The sequence below is a fragment of the Propionivibrio sp. genome, assembly GCF_016790145.1.
Classification (GTDB): Bacteria; Pseudomonadota; Gammaproteobacteria; order Burkholderiales; family Rhodocyclaceae; genus Propionivibrio.
On record NZ_JAEUOI010000134.1, the window covers coordinates 1 to 19,984 of the forward strand.

Here is a 19,984-nt window from a genome sequence, read left to right on the forward strand (position 1 = left end):
GCAAGGACAACAGCAGAAGCAACAGCAACAGCAGAAACCAAAGCAAAGTCAGAACCGGGGCAGCGCCGTCCAGCTGCATGTGAAGTTGAATGTCCAGCTTAAACCCGGCAGGATTCTGTCTTGACTATGGGATCCACTTTACCCCCTGAGCGTAGCGTCATTCGGGCTCTGCCATGCCCCGTTACTCGACACTGACCCAGATAGCATAGCACGCCAGAAAGGAGGACGCTATTACCCTTTTCGGTAAGGCTCATGGGGGCAGCTGCCGAACAAGCTATCGGGGTCATTTAACCTTGATTAAATCTGAAAATCACGCTGTCCCCTTACGGCTGCTCTATGTGGGTAAGCCAGTTCTGATACATCTTTTTTGATAAACTATACATGGATCAACCCTCCGTGAATTTTCTTTGAATTCTGATTTCAAACCAACCCAAGACGAAGTACTCCGCCGTGTAGGCCGGAATCTGCTGCTGTTCCAGCAGATCGAGCATTTTCTCAAGGTTCTTCTGGCAAACCATAAAGGTGGCGGAACTGCCGAATCATATCAGTCCAACCAGCAAGTACAGACTGACTGTATCAACAAGAAGATGCTCGGCCACTTGGTTGAGAAATACGGAAATGAATTGCTCCAGGACGCTGGGGAAAATGTACCCGAGGAGGATAAGCCCGCCGGATGGTTCTCTTTCTCCTTCCGAACCTCAGGTGACACCGAATTTGTCGAGTCCATGCGCCGTAATCTGAAACTGATGACAGACGAGCGCAACGATCTGGTTCATCACTTCCTGCCGCGCTGGCAGCCAGACTCATCCGAGAAGATGACTGAAACCTTGGCCTACCTCGGCGCCCAGAGCGAAAAGGTGTTGCCGATGTATGAGCATCTGAAGAGCACTGTGACGCGTATGCAGGCGATCATGGGGCTGCATTCCAGTATCATGGCCAGCCCTGAGTACGATAAGCAGTTTGAGCTGATGTGGCTTCAGGATAGTCCGCTTGTAAACCTGTTGCGTGATGCGGCGACCCGGTATCACCGCACAGACGGCTGGACCGATCTAGGGCGGGCCGGTAACCTGGCAGCAAAGGAGATGCCAGAAGAGTTGAAGGGGCTCAAAGATCGGTATGGCTTCAAGAAGCTCAAGGAGTTATTAGTCGGTTGCGAGAACTTCGATGTTTTTGATGAGCCTTTGTCTGAAGGTAGTTTCAGGACACTCTATAAAGACAAGGGAATGCACTGATGTCCACTCTTCTTTCAAACTGAACAGCTATCGCCGGCCGGCCTATACGGCGATCAGCACGCCATCCTCTTCCTTGAGCGTTCCGGCACGAATCAGATCGCTCGCCAGCCACTGCGCGAGGGTGTCCTTGTCGTAACCCAGATAACGGGCATTGATGCTCTGGCAGAAGCTGAGGCTGGCCAGAAAAGCCGGCAGATCGCGGCTTGCCAGTTGCCGCCGCTCGAGCATGGCAAAAGCGAAGATCACCTTGAGGGCATGGCGCGCCAGCCGGTCAATGCTGTGCTCGAAGGCGGTGAGCCGCTGGTAGGCACAGACAAAGGCATCCTCGATTTCAACGAATGGCGCGCCATGGCCGGGGATGACGACGTCAATCGGCAGGCGGGCCAGCCGGTCGAGGGTTTGACGCGTCGCCTTGAGACCTCCGGCATCGTCCGGGTGGCCGAGCAGCTCGGAGAAAATGACACCGAAGCCATCGCGCCACAGCGCGTCGCCGGAGATCAGGATACGCCGCTCGGCGTTGTAAAAGGCCAACGCGTCCATGTCGTGTCCGGGTACCGCGATGGCGTGCCAGTTGAGGCCGCCGAGTTCGATCTCGTCTCCCTCGGCAATCGTCGCGTCGTGGCGGAAGCGTGCTCCAGACTGGCCCAGCGGCGACAGGAGCAGCGCCTCTTCATCCCATTCTGCAATCGTCGCGTCGATGCCGACGGGAACGATGACCTGGCAGGCGAAAGCCTCTGTCACGGCGGCGTTGCCCCCGATATGGTCGGAATGCGAGTGCGTGTTGAGCAGGCGCGTCAGGCGGCGGCCGTCGAGTGCGTGCTGCAGCAGAGCAACGGTCTGCGCGGCGTGCGTTACATAGCCGCTGTCGATCAGCGCGGCCTGCTCGCCTTCGAAACAGACGATGTTGTTCGACGAGAGCCAGCCACGTTCGAGAACCAGCAGGCTTTCAGGGAGCATCAGAAGGCCACAGGGAAATTTTCATCGGTCGCAATCTCCGCGAAATTCATCGCCGCAGGGGTCGTGCTCGGCACGCCGACGTTCGACGGCGGCGAGGATACTGAGCCGCTTATCCAGCGCGGCGCGACTCCAGCCGGAGATTTCTTCAAGCGTGCGAAAACAGCCTTGGCAAAGCCCGCTGACCTCGTCCATCTGGCAAACATCGATGCACGGTGATTCCGGTGCGGCCACGGCAAACGGCTTGACAGTCACCTGGCACTCCGTCGGGCGAGCAAGGCTTTGGCCGACTTCGCGGCGGGCTGGCGGCCGAGTTGCTGCAAAATGAATTGTCCGGCCTCCAGCAACTTTTCCATGTCGATACCGGTTTCGATCCCCAGGCCGTGCAGCAGATAGACGAGATCCTCGGTCGCCACGTTGCCCGAGGCGCCGGCGGCATACGGGCAGCCGCCGAGCCCGGCGATCGAACTGTCGAACACCGCCATGCCGAGTTCGAGCGAAGCGTAGACGTTGGCGATGGCCATGCCGTAGGTGTCGTGGTAATGACCAGCCAGCCTGTCGATCGGTACGCCTCTTGTGCAGGCTTCGATCATGCGCTGTATCGAGGCCGGCGTACCGGCGCCAATCGTATCGCCGAGCGAAACCTCGTAGCAGCCCATCTCGTAGAGCTTGCCGGCCACCCACGCCGTTTTTTCCGGATCGACAGCGCCTTCGTAAGGGCAGGCGACAACACAGGACACATAGCCGCGCACCCGGATATCCAGCGCACTCGCTGAATCGAGAATGGCGTCGAAACGTTTCAGGCTCTCTGTGATGCTGCAATTGATATTCTTCTGTGAGAAGGCCTCCGAAGCGGCACCGAAAATGGCGACTTCAGTCGCCCCAGCTTCGACTGCCGCGTCAAACCCCTTCAGGTTGGGTGTCAGCACCGGATAGGCCACGCCCGCCTTGCGGTGCGGACTCGACAGCACGGCGCGCAGTACCTCGTCGTTGTCACCCATCTGCGGCAGCCATCGGGCCGGCACAAAGGACGTCACCTCGATGGCCGCCAGACCCGCTTGAGCGAGACGCTGGATCAGCTCGATCTTGACGGCGGCAGGAACGATCTGCTGCTCGTTCTGCAACCCGTCGCGCGGGCCGACCTCGACGATTTTTACCTGCCTGGGCAAGCTCATGGCGAATTCAATTCGACGCAGCCGGCGCGCAGCCAGGCGGCATAAGCGGATTCCGAGAGGTCACCGGCGGCAAGTGAAATAACGGCCTCCGCGGCATCGGCCTGACTGACGTTCAGGCGATAACCGTTGATGCGCAGAAAGACACCGCTCGCCAGAAAGGCAACACGCTTGTTGCCATCGACGAAGGGGTGATTCCTTGACAGCCCGAAGGCATAAGCGGCGGCGCACTCGAAAACGTCCGGCGCCCCGAAAGCCGCCAGATTTTCGGGGCGCGCGAGCGCAGACTCGAACAGGCCTGCATCGCGCAGGCCGGCGCCGCCGCCATGGATCGCCAGGGATTCGTCGTGGAGCAGTACCAGCACTTGCCGGTTGATCCAGCGAAAGTTCATTTGGCTAGTACGTGAAAAGTATCGCGGTACTCGCGCATGAAGTCGCGACCCTGCACCAACTGTTCCTCGATGGCGGGATCGTAAGGCGTAAGGGTTACGCCAGAGGGTGACTGGGTGACATAAAGCGTGTCGCCTTTCTCCACATGCAGGAGGCCAAGCAACTCCTTGGGCAGTACGACGCCAACCGAATTGCCGATCTGGGTCAGTTTCAGGACGAACATGGTTAAACTCCGTTGTTATAACGTTTGTAATACTAAACTTAAATTGCTGGCCGATCAAATACCCAGCCCGCTCATCACGACTCCACTTCGAACTCGATCAGTTCCGCGCCATCGACTACCTGATCGCCGGCGGCATGGAGGAAAGCCTTGACCATGCCGTTCTTCGGCGCGGTGATCGTGTGCTCCATTTTCATTGCCTCGAGAATCAGCAGCGGCGCGCCCTTGTCGACGCTTTGCCCCGGCGTGGCGAGCAGTGCGACGATCTTGCCGGGCATCGGCGCCGTCAGGCCGCCAACGTGCACGCCGCCGGCCTCGACCCGATGCAGCGGATCGTCGCGCAGGACGACCCAGGTCGTTCCGTTGAGGAAGACGTGACGTCTCTGTTCGTGCTTGACGGTCACCGCGATGACGCTGGCCACCAGCCGACGGTCATCCAGCTCAACGGCGAGCTGACCGGCAAACTGGCCGCTGTCGAGCATCCGGCCACGCGCCAGGACCGATTCGCCGGCCAGCGTCAGGCGCCAGCCATCGGCCTCGTAAGCGACACTGACTTCGTGTGCAGTTTCTCCGCTGCGATAGGTGACGGTGCGCCGCGACCGGATATTCAGGCGCCAGCCGTCGTGCGAACTCCACGGCGACCACGGGTCGCCCGAATGAGCGGCTTCGGCCAGTGCCGAGGCCTGCTCGCGCAGCAGTTCGTCTACGGCGAGTACGAAGAAAACACTTCTCGGCGGCTCGACCGCCGCCGGAAAGAGAAAATCGCGACTCCTTTCAATCAGGCCGGTGTCGAGATCGGCGTTGGCAAACGCCGGGCAGGCGAGCAGGCGCGACAGGAAGTCGACGTTGGCCGTGACGCCGACGATGCGGTAATCGGCCAGCGCCTGCCGCATGCGCGCCAGCGCGGCGTTGCGGTCGATGTCCCAGACGATCAGCTTGGCGATCATAGGATCGTAGAAGGGAGTGATCTCGTCGCCCTGCTCGATGCCGGTGTCGACGCGAACGTTGAGACTCGTGGCCGGTGGCGACAGATGCAGCAGATGGCCGGTCGACGGCAGGAAGTCCTTGCCCGGGTCCTCGGCGTAGATGCGCGCTTCGAGCGCGTGACCGCGGATTTCGAGCTGATCCTGGCGTAGCGGCAAGGGTTCGCCGCTGGCGACCCGCAATTGCCACTCGACAAGATCCTGCCCGGTGATCATTTCGGTCACCGGGTGCTCGACCTGCAGGCGGGTGTTCATTTCCATGAAGTAGAAGGTGCCGTCCTGCGCGAAGGTGTCGCTGGCGATGAACTCGACGGTACCGGCACCGACATAGCCCACCGCCCTGGCCGCATCGACAGCGGCCTTGCCCATCGCCGCCCTACGTTCCGCCGTCATACCCGGCGCCGGCGCCTCTTCGAGCACCTTCTGGTGGCGACGCTGCACCGAGCAATCGCGCTCGAAGAGATAGACGCAATGGCCCTGCGTGTCGGCGAAAACCTGGATTTCGATGTGTCGCGAGCGCGTCAGATACTTTTCGATCAACATGTGTTCGGAAGCGAACGACGAAGCCGACTCGCGCTGGCACGAGGCCAGCGCGGCAAGAAAATCCCCGCTTTTCTCGACCCGACGCATGCCTTTGCCACCGCCGCCGGCGGCGGCCTTGATCAGCACCGGATAGCCGATGGCTTCGGCCTGCGCGTGCAGGTAAGCGGGTTCCTGGTTGTCGCCATGGTAGCCGGGGTTCAGCGGCACGTTGGCCGCACCCATGATCTTCTTGGCTTCCGACTTCGAGCCCATGGCGCGAATGGCCGCCGCAGGCGGGCCGATGAAAACGATACCGGCGGCGGCACAGGCTTCGGCGAACTGATCGTTCTCGGATAGAAAGCCGTAACCCGGATGCACCGCCTGCGCGCCGGTGCGTCCGGCCGCATCGAGAATGCGCCCGGCGACCAGGTAGGATTCACGCGCCTCCGCCGGGCCGATGCACACCGCTTCGTCGGCCAGGCGCACGTGCCGTGCGTTGGCGTCGGCTTCGGAGAATACGGCGACGGTACGGATGCCCATGCGCCGCGCCGTCTTGATCACACGGCAGGCAATTTCGCCGCGATTGGCGATGAGAATTTTGCTGAACATTGAAAACCTTTCACCACCAAGTCACCAAGGGCACAAAGATTCACCAGGAAATGCATAAAGGAAATAGCTCAGAGGGAGCCGTAGATCCTTTAAGATTTTCAACTTGGCACTTGATGCCTTTGTGTTTCGCTGTTTACATCCTGAAAATTCCGAACTTCGTAGCTTCGGCCGGCGCGTTCATCGCCGCCGACAGACCCAGCCCGAGTACCCGCCGCGTATCGGCCGGATCGATCACGCCGTCGTCCCAGAGACGCGCGCTGGCGTAATAGGGGTGGCCCTGCGCTTCGTACTGTTCGCGGATCGGCGCCTTGAAGTCGGCCTCTTCTTCGGCGCTCCAGGTTTTGCCGGCGGCTTCCAGGCCATCGCGCTTGACCGTGGCCAGTACGCCGGCCGCCTGCTCGCCGCCCATCACCGAGATGCGCGCGTTCGGCCACATCCACAGGAAGCGTGGGCCGTAGGCACGACCGCACATGCCGTAGTTGCCGGCACCGAACGAACCGCCAATCACAACGGTGAATTTTGGCACCCTGGCGCAGGCTACCGCCGTAACCATCTTGGCGCCGTCGCGTGCGATGCCGCCGTTTTCATATTTGCGACCGACCATGAAGCCGGTAATGTTCTGCAGGAATACCAGCGGAATGCCGCGCTGGGCACAGAGTTCGATGAAATGCGCGGCCTTCAGCGACGACTCCGAAAAGAGGATGCCGTTGTTGGCAACGATGCCGACAGGGTAGCCCCAGAGGTGTGCAAAGCCGCAGACGATCGTTGTCCCGTAACGCGCCTTGAACTCGTCGAAATCGGATCCGTCGACGATGCGGGCGATGATCTCGCGCACGTCAAAGGGCTTTTTGGTGTCGGTCGGGATCACGCCATACAACTCTTCGGCCGGATAAAGCGGCGCGTTCGGCTCGGCGAGGCTGAGCGGTGGCTGCTTCTGCCAGTTCAGGTTGCCGACGATGCGGCGGACAATGGCCAGCGCGTGCGCATCGTTTTCAGCCAGGTGATCGACGACACCCGAGATGCGCGTATGCACGTCGGCGCCGCCGAGATCCTCTGCACTGACCACTTCGCCGGTTGCCGCCTTCACCAGCGGCGGGCCGCCGAGGAAGATGGTGCCCTGATCCTTGACGATGATCGACTCGTCGGACATCGCCGGAACGTAGGCACCGCCGGCGGTACACGATCCCATGACGGCGGCGATCTGCGGGATGCCGGCCGCCGAGAGATTGGCCTGATTGAAGAAGATGCGCCCGAAATGCTCCTTGTCCGGAAACACCTCATCCTGCATCGGCAGAAAGGCCCCGCCGGAGTCGACCAGATAGATGCACGGCAGCCGGTTTTCAGCGGCGATTTCCTGCGCGCGCAGGTGTTTCTTGACGGTGAGCGGGTAGTAGGTGCCGCCCTTCACCGTCGCATCGTTGGCGACGATCATGCATTCGACGCCCTTGACGCGAGCAATTCCGGTGATCATCGATGCGGCAGGAACGTCGCCACCGTACATGCCGTAGGCGGCCAGTTGCGACAGTTCGAGAAACGGCGAACCGGGGTCGATCAGCGCATTGACACGCTCGCGCGGCAGCAGCTTGCCGCGCGCGATATGCTTCTGGCGTGCCGCTTCGGGGCCGCCGAGGGCGATCCGGTCGACCGTCTGGCGCAGGTCGCCAACGAGCTTCTGCATGGCCTCGACGCTGGCCTGAAAGTCGGCATTGCGCGGGTTGAGCTGGGTAGTCAGAACGCTCATCAAAAACCTCCGGTTTCGAGCCAATGCGTGATTTGCGGCAGACGGTCGGCACCGAAGAACGGTTCGCCGTCAACAATGATGAACGGGGAACCGCAAACTCCCCTGGCGATGGCCTCTGCGCATTCGGCTTTCAGGCGTTCCCTGAGCAGCGGGCCGGCCAGCGCTTCGGCCAGGGCATCCCGATCCGCGCCCGCCGCGCCGGCCAGCTCAAGCACCACGGCGAGATCGGAGAGATCCCGTCCTTCGCTGAACAAGGCGCGATAGGCCGCGTGCGCAAAGGCGCGCGCCCTGGAGCAATCCTGCCCGTGCAGCCCGTAGTAGGCGCGGGCCGCGTGCTGCGTGGCGATCGGGAAATTCGCCGGGTGCGTATAGGAGATACCCATATAGCGCGCCGAGCGGGAAAAGTCGTGTAGGTAGTAATTGCTCTTGATCGGTGCCGTCAGCGTCAGCGGCACGCCGCCCGACTCGCGAAAAACAATACCAAGCAGGATCGGGTGCCATCTGACCTTGCGCCCGTATCTGGCGGCCAATTCGTCGATTTTTTCCGAAGCCAGATAGCCGTAGGGCGAAGAAAAATCGAAGTAGAAATCGATGGCTTCCGACATGCGCACCCCCTACGCCGCCCTGGGCCAAAGAATCATCTGGGTACAGCGAAACAAGGCCAGGCGTTGGCCCGCTTCACTGCTGACCTCGGCGTCCCACACCTGCGTCGTTCGTCCGGCGTGCACTGCCCTCGCTTCACAAAGCAGAATGCCCTCGGTCAGCGTTCCGAAAAAATTGCTTTTCAGTTCGAGCGTCGTGAATTGCTCGGTACCGAGCGGCAGGTGAGCAATCGTCGCATAGCCCGCCGTGGTATCGGCCAGCGCAATGACCGTCGCCGCATGAAGAAAACCATTGGGCGCCAGCATCTCGGGGCGAATGGTCAAAAATGCGCGCAACTTGCCCGGTTCGATGGCCAGGATCTCGATCCCGAACAAGCCGGGCAAATGCCCCGCTGCCAGGGCGTTCAGCCCCTCGACGCTAACCCCGGCACGCAGTCGATAATTACTCATCTTGTTCGGCCTCGATGGCGCGTGCAATGACCATGCGCTGGATGTCGTTTGCCCCTTCGTAGATCTGGCAGACACGCACATCGCGATAGATCCGCTCGACCGGAAAATCGCTCACGTAACCGTAGCCGCCGTGTATCTGGATGGCATCGGAACACACTTTCTCGGCCATCTCCGAGGCAAACATCTTGGCCATCGAGGCCTCCTTGAGGCAGGGTTTTCCGGCATCCTTCAGCTTTGCCGCCCGCCACACCAGAAGACGCGCAGCGTCGATCCGGGTGGCCATGTCGGCGAGGCGGAACGCGACGGCCTGATGCCTGATGATGGCCTTGCCGAAAGTCTCTCGTTCCCTGGCATACTTCACCGCCGCCGCGAAAGCCGCACGCGCCATGCCGACCGACTGTGCGCCAACGCCGATGCGCCCGGCTTCGAGATTGGAAAGCGCAATCCGGTATCCCTCGCCCTCGGCGCCGAGCAGGGCAGTGGCCGGAACGCGGCAGTCTTCGAAGAGAATCTGAGCGGTGTCGGAAGCGTGCTGCCCCATTTTTTCCTCGATACGGGCGACGATGTAACCTGGCGTATCGGTCGGCACCAGGAAGCAGGAAATCCCCTTCTTGCCGGCGGCCTTGTCGGTCACCGCAAAAACGATGGCCACCTGGGCGTACTTGCCGGTGGTGATGAACTGCTTGACGCCATTGAGCACGAAATGATCGCCGTCACGATCCGCCCGCAGGGTGATCGACGACGCGTCGGAACCCGTGTGCGGTTCGGTCAGACAGAAACAGCCGAGCTTCTCGCCGCGCGCCAGCGGCTTGAGCCAGGTTTCTTTCTGCGCGTCGCTGCCGTACTTCATCGTGATGCCGCAAGCCAGCGAGTTCTGCACGCTGACGATGGTCGATGTCGAGCCATCGCCGGCTGCAATTTCCTCAAGCACCAGCACCAGCGACATGTAGTCCATGCCGGCACCGCCCCACTGCTCGGGAACGAGCATGCCGAGCGCACCGAGCTCGCCGAGTTCGCGCAGCGGTGCGGCCGGGAAGGTGTGCTGGCGATCCCAATCGCCGGCAAAGGGAGCCAGACGCTCCTGTGCGAACGTGCGCAACGAGTCGCGGATCATTTCCTGCTCTTGCGTCAGAATCATGGGCTGTCCTTTGATTAACCGCGCTCAAGCCGTTTCGCCAAACAACTCCCGGCCGATCAGCATGCGGCGGATTTCCGAGGTGCCGGCGCCGATTTCGTAGAGTTTGGCGTCGCGCCACAGGCGGCCAACCGGATACTCGTTAACGTAGCCGTTGCCACCGAGCGTCTGGATCGCTTCGCCAGCCATCCAGGTCGCCTTTTCGGCAGCGTAGAGGATGGCGCCGGCGGCGTCCTTGCGGGTCGTCTCGGCACGATCGCAGGCCTGCCCAACGGCATAAACGTACGCCCGGCAGACGTTGAACGTGGTGTACATGTCGGCGATCTTGCCCTGCATCAACTGGAATTCACCGATCGACTGGCCGAACTGCTTGCGCTCGTGGATGTAGGGCAACACGGCGTCCATCGCTGCCGCCATGATGCCGAGGGGGCCACCGGCGAGCACCGCGCGTTCGTAGTCGAGACCGCTCATCAGGACGCGTACGCCGCCGTCGAGTTCGCCGAGAACGTTTTCTTCAGGGACTTCGCAGTCGTCGAAAAAAAGTGGATAGGTATTGGAGCCGCGCATCCCGAGCTTGTCGAGCTTGGAGCCGCAGGAGAAGCCGTTCATCCCTTTCTCGATGATGAATGCGGTGATCCCTTTCGCGCCGGCATCGATGCGGGTTTTGGCATAAACGACCAGGGTATCGGCATCGCCGCCGTTGGTAATCCACATCTTGGCGCCATTCAGGACATAACGCTCGCCTTGCCGGTCGGCGCGCAGCTTCATGCTGACCACGTCGGAACCGGCATTCGGTTCGGTCATGGCCAGCGCCCCGACGTGTTCGCCGGAGATCAGCCGGGGCAGATACCTGGCTTTCTGTGCGGCGTTGCCATTTCGACTGATCTGGTTCACACAGAGATTGGAGTGCGCACCGTAGGACAATCCGACGCTGGCCGAGGCGCGCGAGATTTCCTCCATGGCGACGATGTGCGCCAGATAGCCAAGGCCGGTGCCCCCGTATTCCTCGTCGGCCGTCATGCCGAGCAGCCCCATGTCGCCGAACTTTGTCCACAGGTCGGCGGGGAACAGGTTGTCACGGTCAATGGCTTCGGCACGCGGTGCAATTTCGGTCGCCGCAAAGTGGCGAATCGAGTCACGCAGCATGTCGATGGTTTCGCCGTGTGCAAAACCGAGGCTTGGGTAGTCCATTTTTATGTCTCCTTGTCTTACAGGATGCTGTCTTTCTTGCCGTGCAGGGTCATGATCGTCTGCTGCATCGCCGCGCACAGGGTTTTCTTGCCGTCCTTGATGGCAAATACCTCAGCTTTGGTCACGATCAGGGTTCGTCCGTAGCGGATCACCGAACCTTCGGCGATCAGCAACTGGCCTTCGGCCGGCGCCAGCAGGTTGAGCTTGTACTCGACGGTCAGCACGCCGGTATCGTGCGCAGTCAGCGTGCTCGCCGCGTAGCCGGCGGCCGAATCGGCAATCATGCCGACCACCCCGCCGTGAATGTAGCCGTGCTGCTGGGTGATTTCCGCCTTGTGCGGCAGATGGATTTCCGTATAACCGGCTTCGATCACCGGCAGGCTGGCGCCGATCAGCGCCATGGCCTGCTGGCGCTGGAAACTGGCGCGTACGCGTTCGGCAAACTGGGGGTCTTGAGCTTTGTGCATAAGCGCCATTTAAGTTGACGTTGACGTAAACGTCAACTGATTTGATGGAATTGGATCAAACGGCATCATTTGCTGTCGACGAATCGGCTGCATCAGAAGCTTTCCTGGCTTCGCGTGCCGACAACAGTTCCTGGCACTGCAATTCGAAGGCATTGACTTCCTGCAATACGGCTTCAATGTCCTCGCGCTGCTGCACCAGCGCCGCCTTGCGCTGGCCAAGGCCATTGAGCAGTTCGGTAAGCTGCGCGTTCTTGTCGCGCGCCGTGTCGTACATGCCGATCAGATAACCGATCTCGGCCAGACTGAAACCGAGTCGCTTGCCACGCAACGCCAGCTTCAGGCGGGTGCGGTCGCGGCGCGTAAAAATCCGTTTCCGCCCTTCGCGGCGGGGCGAGATCAGCCCCTGATCCTCGTAAAAACGGATCGTTCGCGGCGTGATGCCGAATTCGCGAGCCAGATCGGAAATGCTGAAGCTTGCGGGTTGTTTGTCCACCGGTGTCCTGCCCGTTGTCGTATCGAGTGTTATATTGCACGAAGGAAGCGCCAAGGAACAGAGCGCCCCTGTTCAGCCCAGTGTATAGATTCCCGAGGTTTTTACAATCCGCCTGCCTATGCTTCCAGACTATCCTTTCGCTACTCCCCCGGCGGCCGGCCAGACCTTCGAGGTCGCTTCCGGCATCCACTGGCTGCGCATGCCGCTGCCTTTCGCACTCGAACACATCAACCTGTGGCTGCTTGCCGACGAGTCGGAGGGCCGACCCGGCTGGACAATCATCGACACCGGTTTTGCGCTGCCGATGGTCAAGGACTGTTGGGAAAGCATTCTCGTCCGGCTGGCCGAAACGCCGCGCGGTGCTCGCATCCTGCGCATCGTCGTCACCCATTTTCACCCGGATCATCTCGGCCTCGCGACCTGGCTGCAGGAGAAGACCGGTGCCGCCATCCACATGACGCTGGGCGAGTACCTTACCGCCCATGCGGTCTGGCACGAGTCTGCCGGGCATGGCATCGCGCCGATGCTGCGCCAGTTCAGCGCCCATGGACTCGATGCCGGACGTTGCGCCGGGCTGGAAAAAAATCGCGGCGGCTACCAGCGCGGGGTACCGGATTTGCCGACCTCGTATCAGCGACTCTTTGACGGCGAGGTGATCAGCATTGGCGAGCATGGCTGGCAGGTTCGCGTCGGTTTCGGCCACTCGCCGGAACACGCATCGCTTTACTGCGCGGGCCTCGGCGTGCTGATTTCCGGCGACATGCTGTTGCCGAAAATATCGACCAATATCAGCGTCTACGCGGTAACCCCGATGGCCGACTCGCTCGCCGACTACCTCGACTCTATTGATCGTTATCGCGATCTGCCCGCAGAAACACTGGTGCTGCCTTCGCACGGACTTCCGTTTTACGGCATGCTTGAGCGGATCGAAGAACAGCATGCGCACCATCACGAGCGCTTGCAGGTGCTTGCGGAAAACTGCGCGCAGCCGCGTAGCGCGGCGGAGTTGCTGTCGACCCTGTTTCCGAGGGAACTCGACACGCACCAGTTGATGTTCGCGATGGGCGAAGCGATTGCCCATCTGAACCATCTCGAACAGGCCGGAAGACTGCTGCGCGCAACAGGCGAAGATGGCGTGATCCGTTTTATCGCCTGCCCGATGGCGCCTTGAACAAGCCCATGAGTCCAGCAGGCTAGCTTAAGCACACCTCTCAATTTACCACCCGTCATTCCGGTGCAAGCCGGAATCCACTCAGCTGTGTGGATACAGCAGCCCTGAATTTACCTACTGACCATTCGCAGATCAGGTGCGGCAGCGCTAAACCGTACTCTGACGAGTCAGCCCCCTGCGGTTTTGTCGAGTCACCCCGAAAAGGTGCGAACGAAGTCCATATGTTCCTTCGCCGATGCCGAAGCGATATCGGGATTGCCGGCGACGATGGCCTCGTAGATCGCCCGATGCTGGCGGCGAAGTATTTCCCGTTGGTCCGGATCGGGCATCAACCGCGTCAGGTTGCGACGCACATGGCCGTACATCAGCGGAATCACTGCCGCGCCGACCTTCTGCAGCGCCGGATCCCCCGACAGGTCGATGATCGTCATATGGAAAGCCAGATCGGAGGCCACCTGCGTCTCGCCGTCAAAGCCAGAAAAGCTCTGATCCAGCCGCTCGAAGACCTTTGTCAGGCGTTTACGGTCGATATCGGTGACGTGCCGCGCGGCGGCGGCTGCGGCGTTCGATTCGACGAGCGCACGTATATCGAGGAGTTCGTCGCGCAGGTGCAGAGGCGACGTTTCCCCGGCCTCTGGCGCGGCTGAGTTGATGCTTTCCGGCGACGCCCGTCCCGCTTGTGCCGCCATTAACTCGTTGCCGACCAGCAATTCCGGCGCAGTTACCGGCAGTTCGATAATGAAGATCGCCCCTTGCCCCGGCTCACTGCTGACGCGAACCTTGCCGCCGAGTTTCCTCGTGACAAGGCGATAGACAATGGCCAGCCCGAGCCCGCTGCCGCCTTGCCCGAGGCGGGTGGTGAAGAACGGATCGAAAATCTTCGGCAGCGCTTCGGGTGCGATGCCCCTTCCATTGTCGCTTATGCTGAGCTGGATGTTTCCGTTGGGCAGGGACAGGGCGCCGACCCGGATTTTGCCTGGCGCGTTTTCGGCGAAGGCGTGGACGCGCGCGTTCTCGAACAGGTTCAGGAAGATCTGGCCCAGCGCCCCTGGATACGCGTCGAACTCGATCGACACCGCGACATTGACCAGGAACTCGGGCGCATGGGTGCCGACGACGGCCGTGAAGGTTTGAACGCATTCCTCGACGACATCGACCAGGCGGAAACTCCGGCGGCGATCGCTGGTCTGGTCGACCGCGACTTCCTTGAAGTTGGTGATCAGATTCGCTGCACGTTCGAGGTTGCGGACCAACATGACGAGGCCATTTTCGCTATCGTAAAGATACTGGTCGAGGGTGGACTTTCGCAGCGCACCGAGCTTCAAGTCAGCCGCCAGGGACTCAAACTTTGCCTGCATCGTCGTCGACACGGTAAGGGCATTGCCGATCGGGGTATTGAGTTCGTGCGCCACACCGGCGACCATCGAACCAAGCGATGCGAACTTCTCGGAGCGTACCAGTTCATCCTGCGCCAGCGCCAGCGAATCAACCGCCTGCTGCAAGCGGATGTTGGACTGCGCGAGGTCGGCGGTCCGCTCGGCCACGCGTTGCTCGAGGTGCTCGTTGAGTTCGCGCAGGTCGCGCTCGATCCGCCGTAATTCGGTCACGTCGAGCATGGCGCCGACGATGCCTTCGACGTGACCGCCTGGCAGTTTAACGACGGCCTTGTGAAAGACAATGTCCCGAGGCGTCTGATCGGCGTCGACCACAACCGTCTCGTAGATCTGCTTGCCCTCTTCGGCGAGTAACTCCTCGTCTTTGCTGCGAAAGACGCCCGCCTGCGGCGGCGGCGCGACGACACTCACCGTCTGTCCCATGACCTCCTCGCGCGATTTGCCGAGAAAGGCGGCGAAGGCATCGTTGATGCGCTTGTAGCGCATGGAAACGTCCTTGAAGAACATCGGGAAGGGCGCGGCGTTTATCAGTGCTTGCACCAGCACCAGCTCCTTCTCGATCTCCGCCGACAGCGACTGCTTGATGCGGAGATTGCGTCGCTGCAGGGCCAGCAGGGCTAGTAGAAACACTAAAACCGCTACCGAACCGGCAAAGGTCTTCGGGTACGTCTCCCAGATTTTGACCGGCTGGTTGATCACGAGCGACTCCGGTGGAAGCGGGTGTCTGGACAGCCCGAGGCGATCGAGCTCCGCGTAGTCGAACATGTACCGGTTCGGACTGTCGATTACGCGCGGCAGGTCGGCCATGGCCTTTCCGGCATGCAGGTCGGTCACCAGGCCGGCGAGCGCGAGTCCCTGCTCCTTCCCGGAAACCAGTTTGCCGCCGACGATGCCGTGGTTGAGAAAGAAACTCCAGGCGGAATAGATCGGGTGCCGGGTTGCACCACGGACCGCCTTTGACACGACGGCCTCGGCCCCTAGTTGACCGTCATCGTCGAACGGGCGACCCATCAGGAAAACGACGAAATCGCCGGACAAGCCGTGCAGGTCGGCCAGAACCTCCCGTAGCGAATTGCGGACGACGATGTCGACGGTGAACGGTCGGGCGAGCGTCGCGTTGGCGTCTTCGAGGGCCTTGCGGTTCGATGCGAAGGTCTTGGTTTCGTCTCCGACGACGACGAGACGATCGACCTTCGGGTGCAAGGACTGGATCAACGTCAGGTTGGCAAGGAAGTCGGGGTGTTCCGACACGCCGGCAACCCGCTCGAGGTGCGCCACATCCTTGCCGTCGATGTTGTTGACGCCAGCAAACAGGATCGGGATTCCCGGCCACAGGCGATCGCGATGCGCCAATAGAAGCCGATAAGCTGGATCGTCGGTGGCGACCAGGTATTCGATGTGAGCCTTGGCGTAGCGCTCGGCCAGCCGCTGCGCGATCGCCGCTTCGGCTTCGGGAGTACGGATCGGGAAGCGCAGGTCATCCAGGTACTCGATGAATACCCCGATCTGTGAGCGATGCTCGGCAAGCCCGAGCTGGAGACCTTCCTGCTCGCTGTCGGTCCAGGGCAGACCCTGGTGGTACGAATGGACGACGAGGATGTCTGGATGCGGGTTTCGCGGGCGCTCTTCGGCGGCAAACGCGGCGGGCAGCACCAGGCAAGCGGCAACAAGAAGCAGCCGCCGCGCCAATTGCATCGACCGGACGACGGCCAAGGCGAGGGATCGCATCAACGCCCGGACTGGGCTCCCCTCACACCATTGCTCACGTAGATTCCCCCGCATCACGTCTTTACCGGTGCCTATGGTTATGATTTTTCGCAGAGTCTGTGCCGTTTCGGGTCTAAAAGCAATCCTCCAGAGTTGTGTCTGAAAGACCAGATCACGATGGGCAGCAAGGTCAGAAACAAAGACATTAGACGTAATAAAACAAAAGCAACACCGTGGCAGAGCCGTCAAGCTGCGAGTGAAGTCACTTGTGATTGTCGCCGGATGTTCAGCTTATACTCAGTACATTGCTATCTTGACTCAGGGACCCATTCATAATTTTTGTTCTAAACTGGCTAAGACAAAGTCATTTGTTTGGTCGGCTGCCCGATGACAGCTTGAGTAACCGTCTAACGTCCAACAGGAGCTGATTCCAATTGAAAGCCTTTCAGGATTACTACCCGGAAAATCTTGCTTACTGCTACGGCTGCGGCAGCCAGAACCGGCACGGTCATCGCATCAAGACCTTTTGGGAGGGCGAGGAGAGCGTCACGCGCTTCCTGCCCGAACCGTACCATACGGCCATCCCTGGCTACGTCTATGGTGGCCTGCTGGCCTCGCTGATCGACTGTCACAGCACCGGCACCGCCGCCGCCGCGATGTATCGCGCCGAGGGCCGGGCGATGGACAGCCTGCCGGCTTTCCGTTTCGTTACCGGTTCATTGAACGTCAGCTACCTCAAGCCGACGCCACTCGGCCGCGAGCTGGAAATTCGCGGACGGGTGCGCGAGATCAAGGGGCGAAAGGTTCTCGTCGACTCAACATTATTTGCCGACGGTGTCGCTTGCGCCCGAGGCGAAGTGGTAGCCGTTCAGATGCCGGATAATTTTGGGGCCTGAGAGTCTGTGAAAAAATCATTACTGGCTGATTTCCACGCTCGTCACCCCGGCGCAAGCCAGGGTCCAGCTCGTTTATCTGATTATTTTATGGATTTAGAGGAAGGTACTGGATTCCGGCTTTCGCCGGAATGACGACTTGAGAGTTGCTTATCCATTGATGCACAGCCTCTGAGTGGGCTGGATCCTGCAAGTAACCCTCGCATGGAAATCGCGACGGTGCTCGACTCAAAAGAAAAGTGTTGCCTATACTTGAGAAACTGGACGAAAAGGAGAAGCAAATATGAATACCGAAACCCATCAGGAACCCTATGTCCTGCGCAGCGACAGCCAAGGCATCGTGACGCTGACGCTGAACCGGCCACAGCAGTTCAACTCGCTGTCGAGCGCCATGATAGCCGCGCTGCAAGGCGAACTGGATGCCATTGCTGCCGATCCGGCTCTGCGTGTTGTTGTGATTGCCGGTGCCGGCAAGGCGTTTTGCGCCGGGCACGATCTCAAGGAGATGCGCGCCAATCACAGTAAGGCGTTCATGCAGGCGCTATTCACGCAATGCGGCAGGATGATGATGACCCTGACGCAGATGCCGCAACCGGTGATCGCCCGTATCCACGGCATCGCCACGGCGGCGGGTTGCCAACTGGTGTCCATGTGCGATCTGGCGGTGGCAGCCGATGTTGCGCGCTTTGCCACGTCGGGTATCAATGTCGGCCTTTTCTGCGCGACGCCGGGGGTCGGGCTGTCGCGCAATCTGGGCCGCAAGCAGGCAATGGAAATGCTCCTTACCGGCGACTTCATCGACGCGCCGACGGCGCTGCAACAGGGGCTGGTCAATCGTGTCGTGCCGGGTGCGGCGCTCGATGCCGAAGTCGACAAGCTCGCGCAATCGATTCTCGCCAAGTCCTCGCTGGCCATTGGCATGGGCAAGCAGATGTTCTACAGGCAGCTCGAAATGGGGCTCGATGCGGCCTACCAGTATGCCTCCGAAGTGATGGCCTGCAACATGATGAGCGAAGACGCCGGCGAGGGCATCGACGCCTTCATCGGCAAGCGCAAGGCCGAGTGGAAAGGACGCTAGGGAAACACTGAATAAGCCGTCACACCGGCGGAAGCCGGTGTCCAGTGACTTGAAATTTATGGATTCCGGCTTTCACCGGAAAGATGCTTTGAGACTTGAGCATCGGCTCCTTGGCGGGCTGCAACGAAGTTAAAACTGTTATCCGTAAGCGGTAATTTATTTGCGCCTGTACAAAGCACAATCTTGGCGGGATACTCATCCACTGGTCACAGTTCGCCCAGCAGCCCTAGTCCAGGAGTTTGCTCCAGAGCGGACATCAGCACGCGAAGCGGTGAGCCCTAGCTAACACGCGTCAATCAAGCCGACTTCGGGTATCGAATCGAACGGGCTGCGTACGCCACCCCCGCCGACTTTTAATACGTGGGTATAGATCATGGTGGTAGCGACATCGGCATGACCGAGCAACTCCTGCACCGTCCGGATATCATACCCGGCCTGCAGCACGGCCGTCGCAAACGAGTGGCGAAGCGAGTGAGGCGTCGCCGTCTTCGCTATGCCGGAACGAAACAGCGCCCGCTTGAAGGCGCGCTGGAAGGTTTGATCGTACATATGATGCCGGCGAACCACCCCCGAGCGCGGGTCAGTTGAAAGGGTATCCTGAGGAAACACCCAGAACCAGTTCCACGACGAACCCGCCCGAGGATACTTTCGCTCCAGCGCATCGGGCATGGCCACGCCGCCACGTCCGGCCTCCTGGTCGGCGGACCAAATCAGGCGGGCCCGCGCCAGTTGATCCCGCAAGCCTGAAACAAGGCGCTGCGGCAGCATCAGCGCCCGGTCTTTGCCGCCCTTTCCTTCACGAACGATGATCGTACTGCGAGCAAAGTCCACATCCTTCACACGAAGCTGCAAGCCCTCGTTGATCCGCATCCCTGTGCCGTACAGCAATTGGGCAAACAGCCGGTGTTCTCCCTCCAGGAAACAGAAAAGCCGGGCGACCTCATCGGGTGACAGGACAACCGGAAGGCGCCGCTGGGTACGCGGTCGGCCGATCTCCTTCATCCACGGCAAATCCACTCCGAGCACCTTGCCGTAGAAGAACAGCAAGGCCGAAAGCGCCTGCTTGTGCGTGGACGCCGCCACATGCCGCGTGTTGGCGAGCCAGGATAGGAATGCTTTCACTTCTTCGCCGCCCATGGTCGCCGGATGACGGCGGTCATGGAACCTGATAAAGGAGCGAACCCAATTGACGTAGGTATCCTCGGTCCGTATGCTGTAGTGCAGATAGCGGATGCGCTCGCGCAACTGGTCGAGCACTCTTGCCGCTTTCAGGGGAGGGAGGGAAACCGTGCTGCTTTTCACGATTCATTTAGTACTGGATAAAACTACAGTATATACGTCGAAAAGCCGCGCTGCAAGGCCCTTTTGGGGTGCCCTCTGGCGCGGAGTTATACAGCACGCGCCGGAGTTGGGGCGCAAAACTGTCGCCCCATAACAAAGTTAGAACGCATGTCACTCCGCACCAAGCGCCTTGGCGGTACTGAAGACGAACCCTTGTCGTTTGAGGTAGAGGGTTGGCTGTCTCCCGCTTCAACTCTGCTTTGGCATCTTTGCAAGCTTCCTGGGCTCGAAGTCGTTGC

General features: G+C 60.5%; 19 protein-coding genes. 4 read left to right on the forward strand and 15 right to left on the reverse strand.

From position 1 onward, the window contains the following. Positions 1-407 precede the first annotated feature (407 nt). Entirely contained in the window at positions 408-1,232 is an 825-nt protein-coding gene (locus JNM42_RS11430; RefSeq protein WP_294269685.1) for an OST-HTH/LOTUS domain-containing protein, read from the forward strand. Positions 1,233-1,274: 42 nt separating this feature from the next. Here the strand turns inward: JNM42_RS11430 and JNM42_RS11435 are convergent, their stop codons facing one another. From JNM42_RS11435 to JNM42_RS11495, 13 genes are all read right to left on the reverse strand, one after another. After that, the gene (locus JNM42_RS11435) at positions 1,275-2,189 is read right to left on the reverse strand and encodes an MBL fold metallo-hydrolase (protein WP_294269687.1); all 915 of its coding nucleotides are present in this window, start codon (positions 2,187-2,189) and stop codon (positions 1,275-1,277) included. Between the two features lie 21 nt (positions 2,190-2,210). Continuing rightward, the gene (locus JNM42_RS11440) at positions 2,211-2,441 is read right to left on the reverse strand and encodes a DUF1289 domain-containing protein (RefSeq protein ID WP_294269690.1); all 231 of its coding nucleotides are present in this window, start codon (positions 2,439-2,441) and stop codon (positions 2,211-2,213) included. Beyond that, on the reverse strand, positions 2,438-3,361 hold the full coding sequence (locus JNM42_RS11445) for a hydroxymethylglutaryl-CoA lyase (RefSeq protein ID WP_294269692.1): 924 nt from the start codon (positions 3,359-3,361) through the stop codon (positions 2,438-2,440). The genes JNM42_RS11440 and JNM42_RS11445 overlap by 4 nt, the downstream gene beginning before the upstream one ends. Next, complete coding sequence (locus JNM42_RS11450) at positions 3,358-3,750, reverse strand: type II toxin-antitoxin system death-on-curing family toxin (RefSeq protein ID WP_294269694.1); 393 nt, start codon at positions 3,748-3,750, stop codon at positions 3,358-3,360. The genes JNM42_RS11445 and JNM42_RS11450 overlap by 4 nt, the downstream gene beginning before the upstream one ends. Continuing rightward, entirely contained in the window at positions 3,747-3,971 is a 225-nt protein-coding gene (locus tag JNM42_RS11455) for an AbrB/MazE/SpoVT family DNA-binding domain-containing protein (protein ID WP_294269696.1), read from the reverse strand. Before JNM42_RS11455 ends, JNM42_RS11450 begins: the two co-directional genes overlap by 4 nt. Before the next feature lie 74 nt (positions 3,972-4,045). After that, positions 4,046-6,082: an acetyl/propionyl/methylcrotonyl-CoA carboxylase subunit alpha gene (locus JNM42_RS11460; protein WP_294269698.1), complete on the reverse strand. Its 2,037-nt coding sequence runs from the start codon at positions 6,080-6,082 to the stop codon at positions 4,046-4,048. Between the two features lie 133 nt (positions 6,083-6,215). After that, positions 6,216-7,823 (reverse strand): carboxyl transferase domain-containing protein, encoded by a 1,608-nt coding sequence (locus tag JNM42_RS11465; RefSeq protein WP_294269700.1) that lies wholly within the window; start codon positions 7,821-7,823, stop codon positions 6,216-6,218. After that, the gene (locus tag JNM42_RS11470; protein ID WP_294269703.1) at positions 7,823-8,428 is read right to left on the reverse strand and encodes a 2-hydroxychromene-2-carboxylate isomerase; all 606 of its coding nucleotides are present in this window, start codon (positions 8,426-8,428) and stop codon (positions 7,823-7,825) included. The genes JNM42_RS11465 and JNM42_RS11470 overlap by 1 nt, the downstream gene beginning before the upstream one ends. 9 nt (positions 8,429-8,437) lie before the next feature. Continuing rightward, on the reverse strand, positions 8,438-8,875 hold the full coding sequence (locus JNM42_RS11475; protein ID WP_294269705.1) for a PaaI family thioesterase: 438 nt from the start codon (positions 8,873-8,875) through the stop codon (positions 8,438-8,440). Next, the gene (locus tag JNM42_RS11480) at positions 8,868-10,013 is read right to left on the reverse strand and encodes an acyl-CoA dehydrogenase family protein (protein WP_294269708.1); all 1,146 of its coding nucleotides are present in this window, start codon (positions 10,011-10,013) and stop codon (positions 8,868-8,870) included. The genes JNM42_RS11475 and JNM42_RS11480 overlap by 8 nt, the downstream gene beginning before the upstream one ends. A gap of 24 nt (positions 10,014-10,037) precedes the next feature. Continuing rightward, positions 10,038-11,201: an isovaleryl-CoA dehydrogenase gene (locus tag JNM42_RS11485; RefSeq protein WP_294269711.1), complete on the reverse strand. Its 1,164-nt coding sequence runs from the start codon at positions 11,199-11,201 to the stop codon at positions 10,038-10,040. Between the two features lie 17 nt (positions 11,202-11,218). Beyond that, positions 11,219-11,668, reverse strand: coding sequence for a PaaI family thioesterase (locus JNM42_RS11490; protein ID WP_294269714.1), 450 nt, complete (start codon positions 11,666-11,668; stop codon positions 11,219-11,221). A 55-nt stretch (positions 11,669-11,723) separates the two neighbouring features. Beyond that, a complete protein-coding gene (locus tag JNM42_RS11495) occupies positions 11,724-12,161 on the reverse strand; it encodes a MerR family DNA-binding transcriptional regulator (protein WP_294269717.1) in 438 nt (145 codons plus the stop codon). Positions 12,162-12,279: 118 nt separating this feature from the next. Here JNM42_RS11495 and JNM42_RS11500 point away from each other — a divergent pair, with 118 nt between their 5' ends. Then, positions 12,280-13,332, forward strand: coding sequence for an MBL fold metallo-hydrolase (locus JNM42_RS11500; RefSeq protein WP_294269721.1), 1,053 nt, complete (start codon positions 12,280-12,282; stop codon positions 13,330-13,332). A gap of 191 nt (positions 13,333-13,523) precedes the next feature. On the opposite strand, the gene JNM42_RS11505 is transcribed toward JNM42_RS11500, so the two are convergent. Further along, entirely contained in the window at positions 13,524-16,439 is a 2,916-nt protein-coding gene (locus JNM42_RS11505) for an ATP-binding protein (RefSeq protein ID WP_294269724.1), read from the reverse strand. A 428-nt stretch (positions 16,440-16,867) separates the two neighbouring features. Between JNM42_RS11505 and JNM42_RS11510 the strand changes: the two genes are divergently transcribed. Both JNM42_RS11510 and JNM42_RS11515 read left to right on the forward strand, forming a co-directional pair. Further along, positions 16,868-17,329 carry a PaaI family thioesterase gene (locus tag JNM42_RS11510; RefSeq protein ID WP_294269726.1) on the forward strand — a complete coding sequence of 154 codons (462 nt, stop codon included), beginning with the start codon at positions 16,868-16,870 and terminating at the stop codon, positions 17,327-17,329. Positions 17,330-17,609: 280 nt separating this feature from the next. Continuing rightward, positions 17,610-18,404, forward strand: a complete 795-nt coding sequence (locus tag JNM42_RS11515) for an enoyl-CoA hydratase (protein ID WP_294269729.1) — start codon at positions 17,610-17,612, stop codon at positions 18,402-18,404. A gap of 282 nt (positions 18,405-18,686) precedes the next feature. Here the strand turns inward: JNM42_RS11515 and JNM42_RS11520 are convergent, their stop codons facing one another. Beyond that, positions 18,687-19,706, reverse strand: coding sequence for an integron integrase (locus tag JNM42_RS11520; protein WP_294269732.1), 1,020 nt, complete (start codon positions 19,704-19,706; stop codon positions 18,687-18,689). Positions 19,707-19,984: the final 278 nt, after the last annotated feature.

Excerpts from the sequence above, each read along its gene's own strand:
- JNM42_RS11465 (WP_294269700.1), bottom strand. The coding sequence starts at position 7,823 with ATGAGCGTTCTGACTACCCAGCTCAACCCGCGCAATGCCGACTTTCAG.
- JNM42_RS11460 (WP_294269698.1), bottom strand. The coding sequence starts at position 6,082 with ATGTTCAGCAAAATTCTCATCGCCAATCGCGGCGAAATTGCCTGCCGT.
- JNM42_RS11475 (WP_294269705.1), bottom strand. The coding sequence starts at position 8,875 with ATGAGTAATTATCGACTGCGTGCCGGGGTTAGCGTCGAGGGGCTGAAC.
- JNM42_RS11435 (WP_294269687.1), bottom strand. The coding sequence starts at position 2,189 with ATGCTCCCTGAAAGCCTGCTGGTTCTCGAACGTGGCTGGCTCTCGTCG.
- JNM42_RS11450 (WP_294269694.1), bottom strand. The coding sequence starts at position 3,750 with ATGAACTTTCGCTGGATCAACCGGCAAGTGCTGGTACTGCTCCACGAC.
- JNM42_RS11455 (WP_294269696.1), bottom strand. The coding sequence starts at position 3,971 with ATGTTCGTCCTGAAACTGACCCAGATCGGCAATTCGGTTGGCGTCGTA.
- JNM42_RS11480 (WP_294269708.1), bottom strand. The coding sequence starts at position 10,013 with ATGATTCTGACGCAAGAGCAGGAAATGATCCGCGACTCGTTGCGCACG.
- JNM42_RS11490 (WP_294269714.1), bottom strand. The coding sequence starts at position 11,668 with ATGCACAAAGCTCAAGACCCCCAGTTTGCCGAACGCGTACGCGCCAGT.
- JNM42_RS11470 (WP_294269703.1), bottom strand. The coding sequence starts at position 8,428 with ATGTCGGAAGCCATCGATTTCTACTTCGATTTTTCTTCGCCCTACGGC.
- JNM42_RS11500 (WP_294269721.1), top strand. The coding sequence starts at position 12,280 with ATGCTTCCAGACTATCCTTTCGCTACTCCCCCGGCGGCCGGCCAGACC.
- JNM42_RS11445 (WP_294269692.1), bottom strand. The coding sequence starts at position 3,361 with ATGAGCTTGCCCAGGCAGGTAAAAATCGTCGAGGTCGGCCCGCGCGAC.
- JNM42_RS11515 (WP_294269729.1), top strand. The coding sequence starts at position 17,610 with ATGAATACCGAAACCCATCAGGAACCCTATGTCCTGCGCAGCGACAGC.
- JNM42_RS11485 (WP_294269711.1), bottom strand. The coding sequence starts at position 11,201 with ATGGACTACCCAAGCCTCGGTTTTGCACACGGCGAAACCATCGACATG.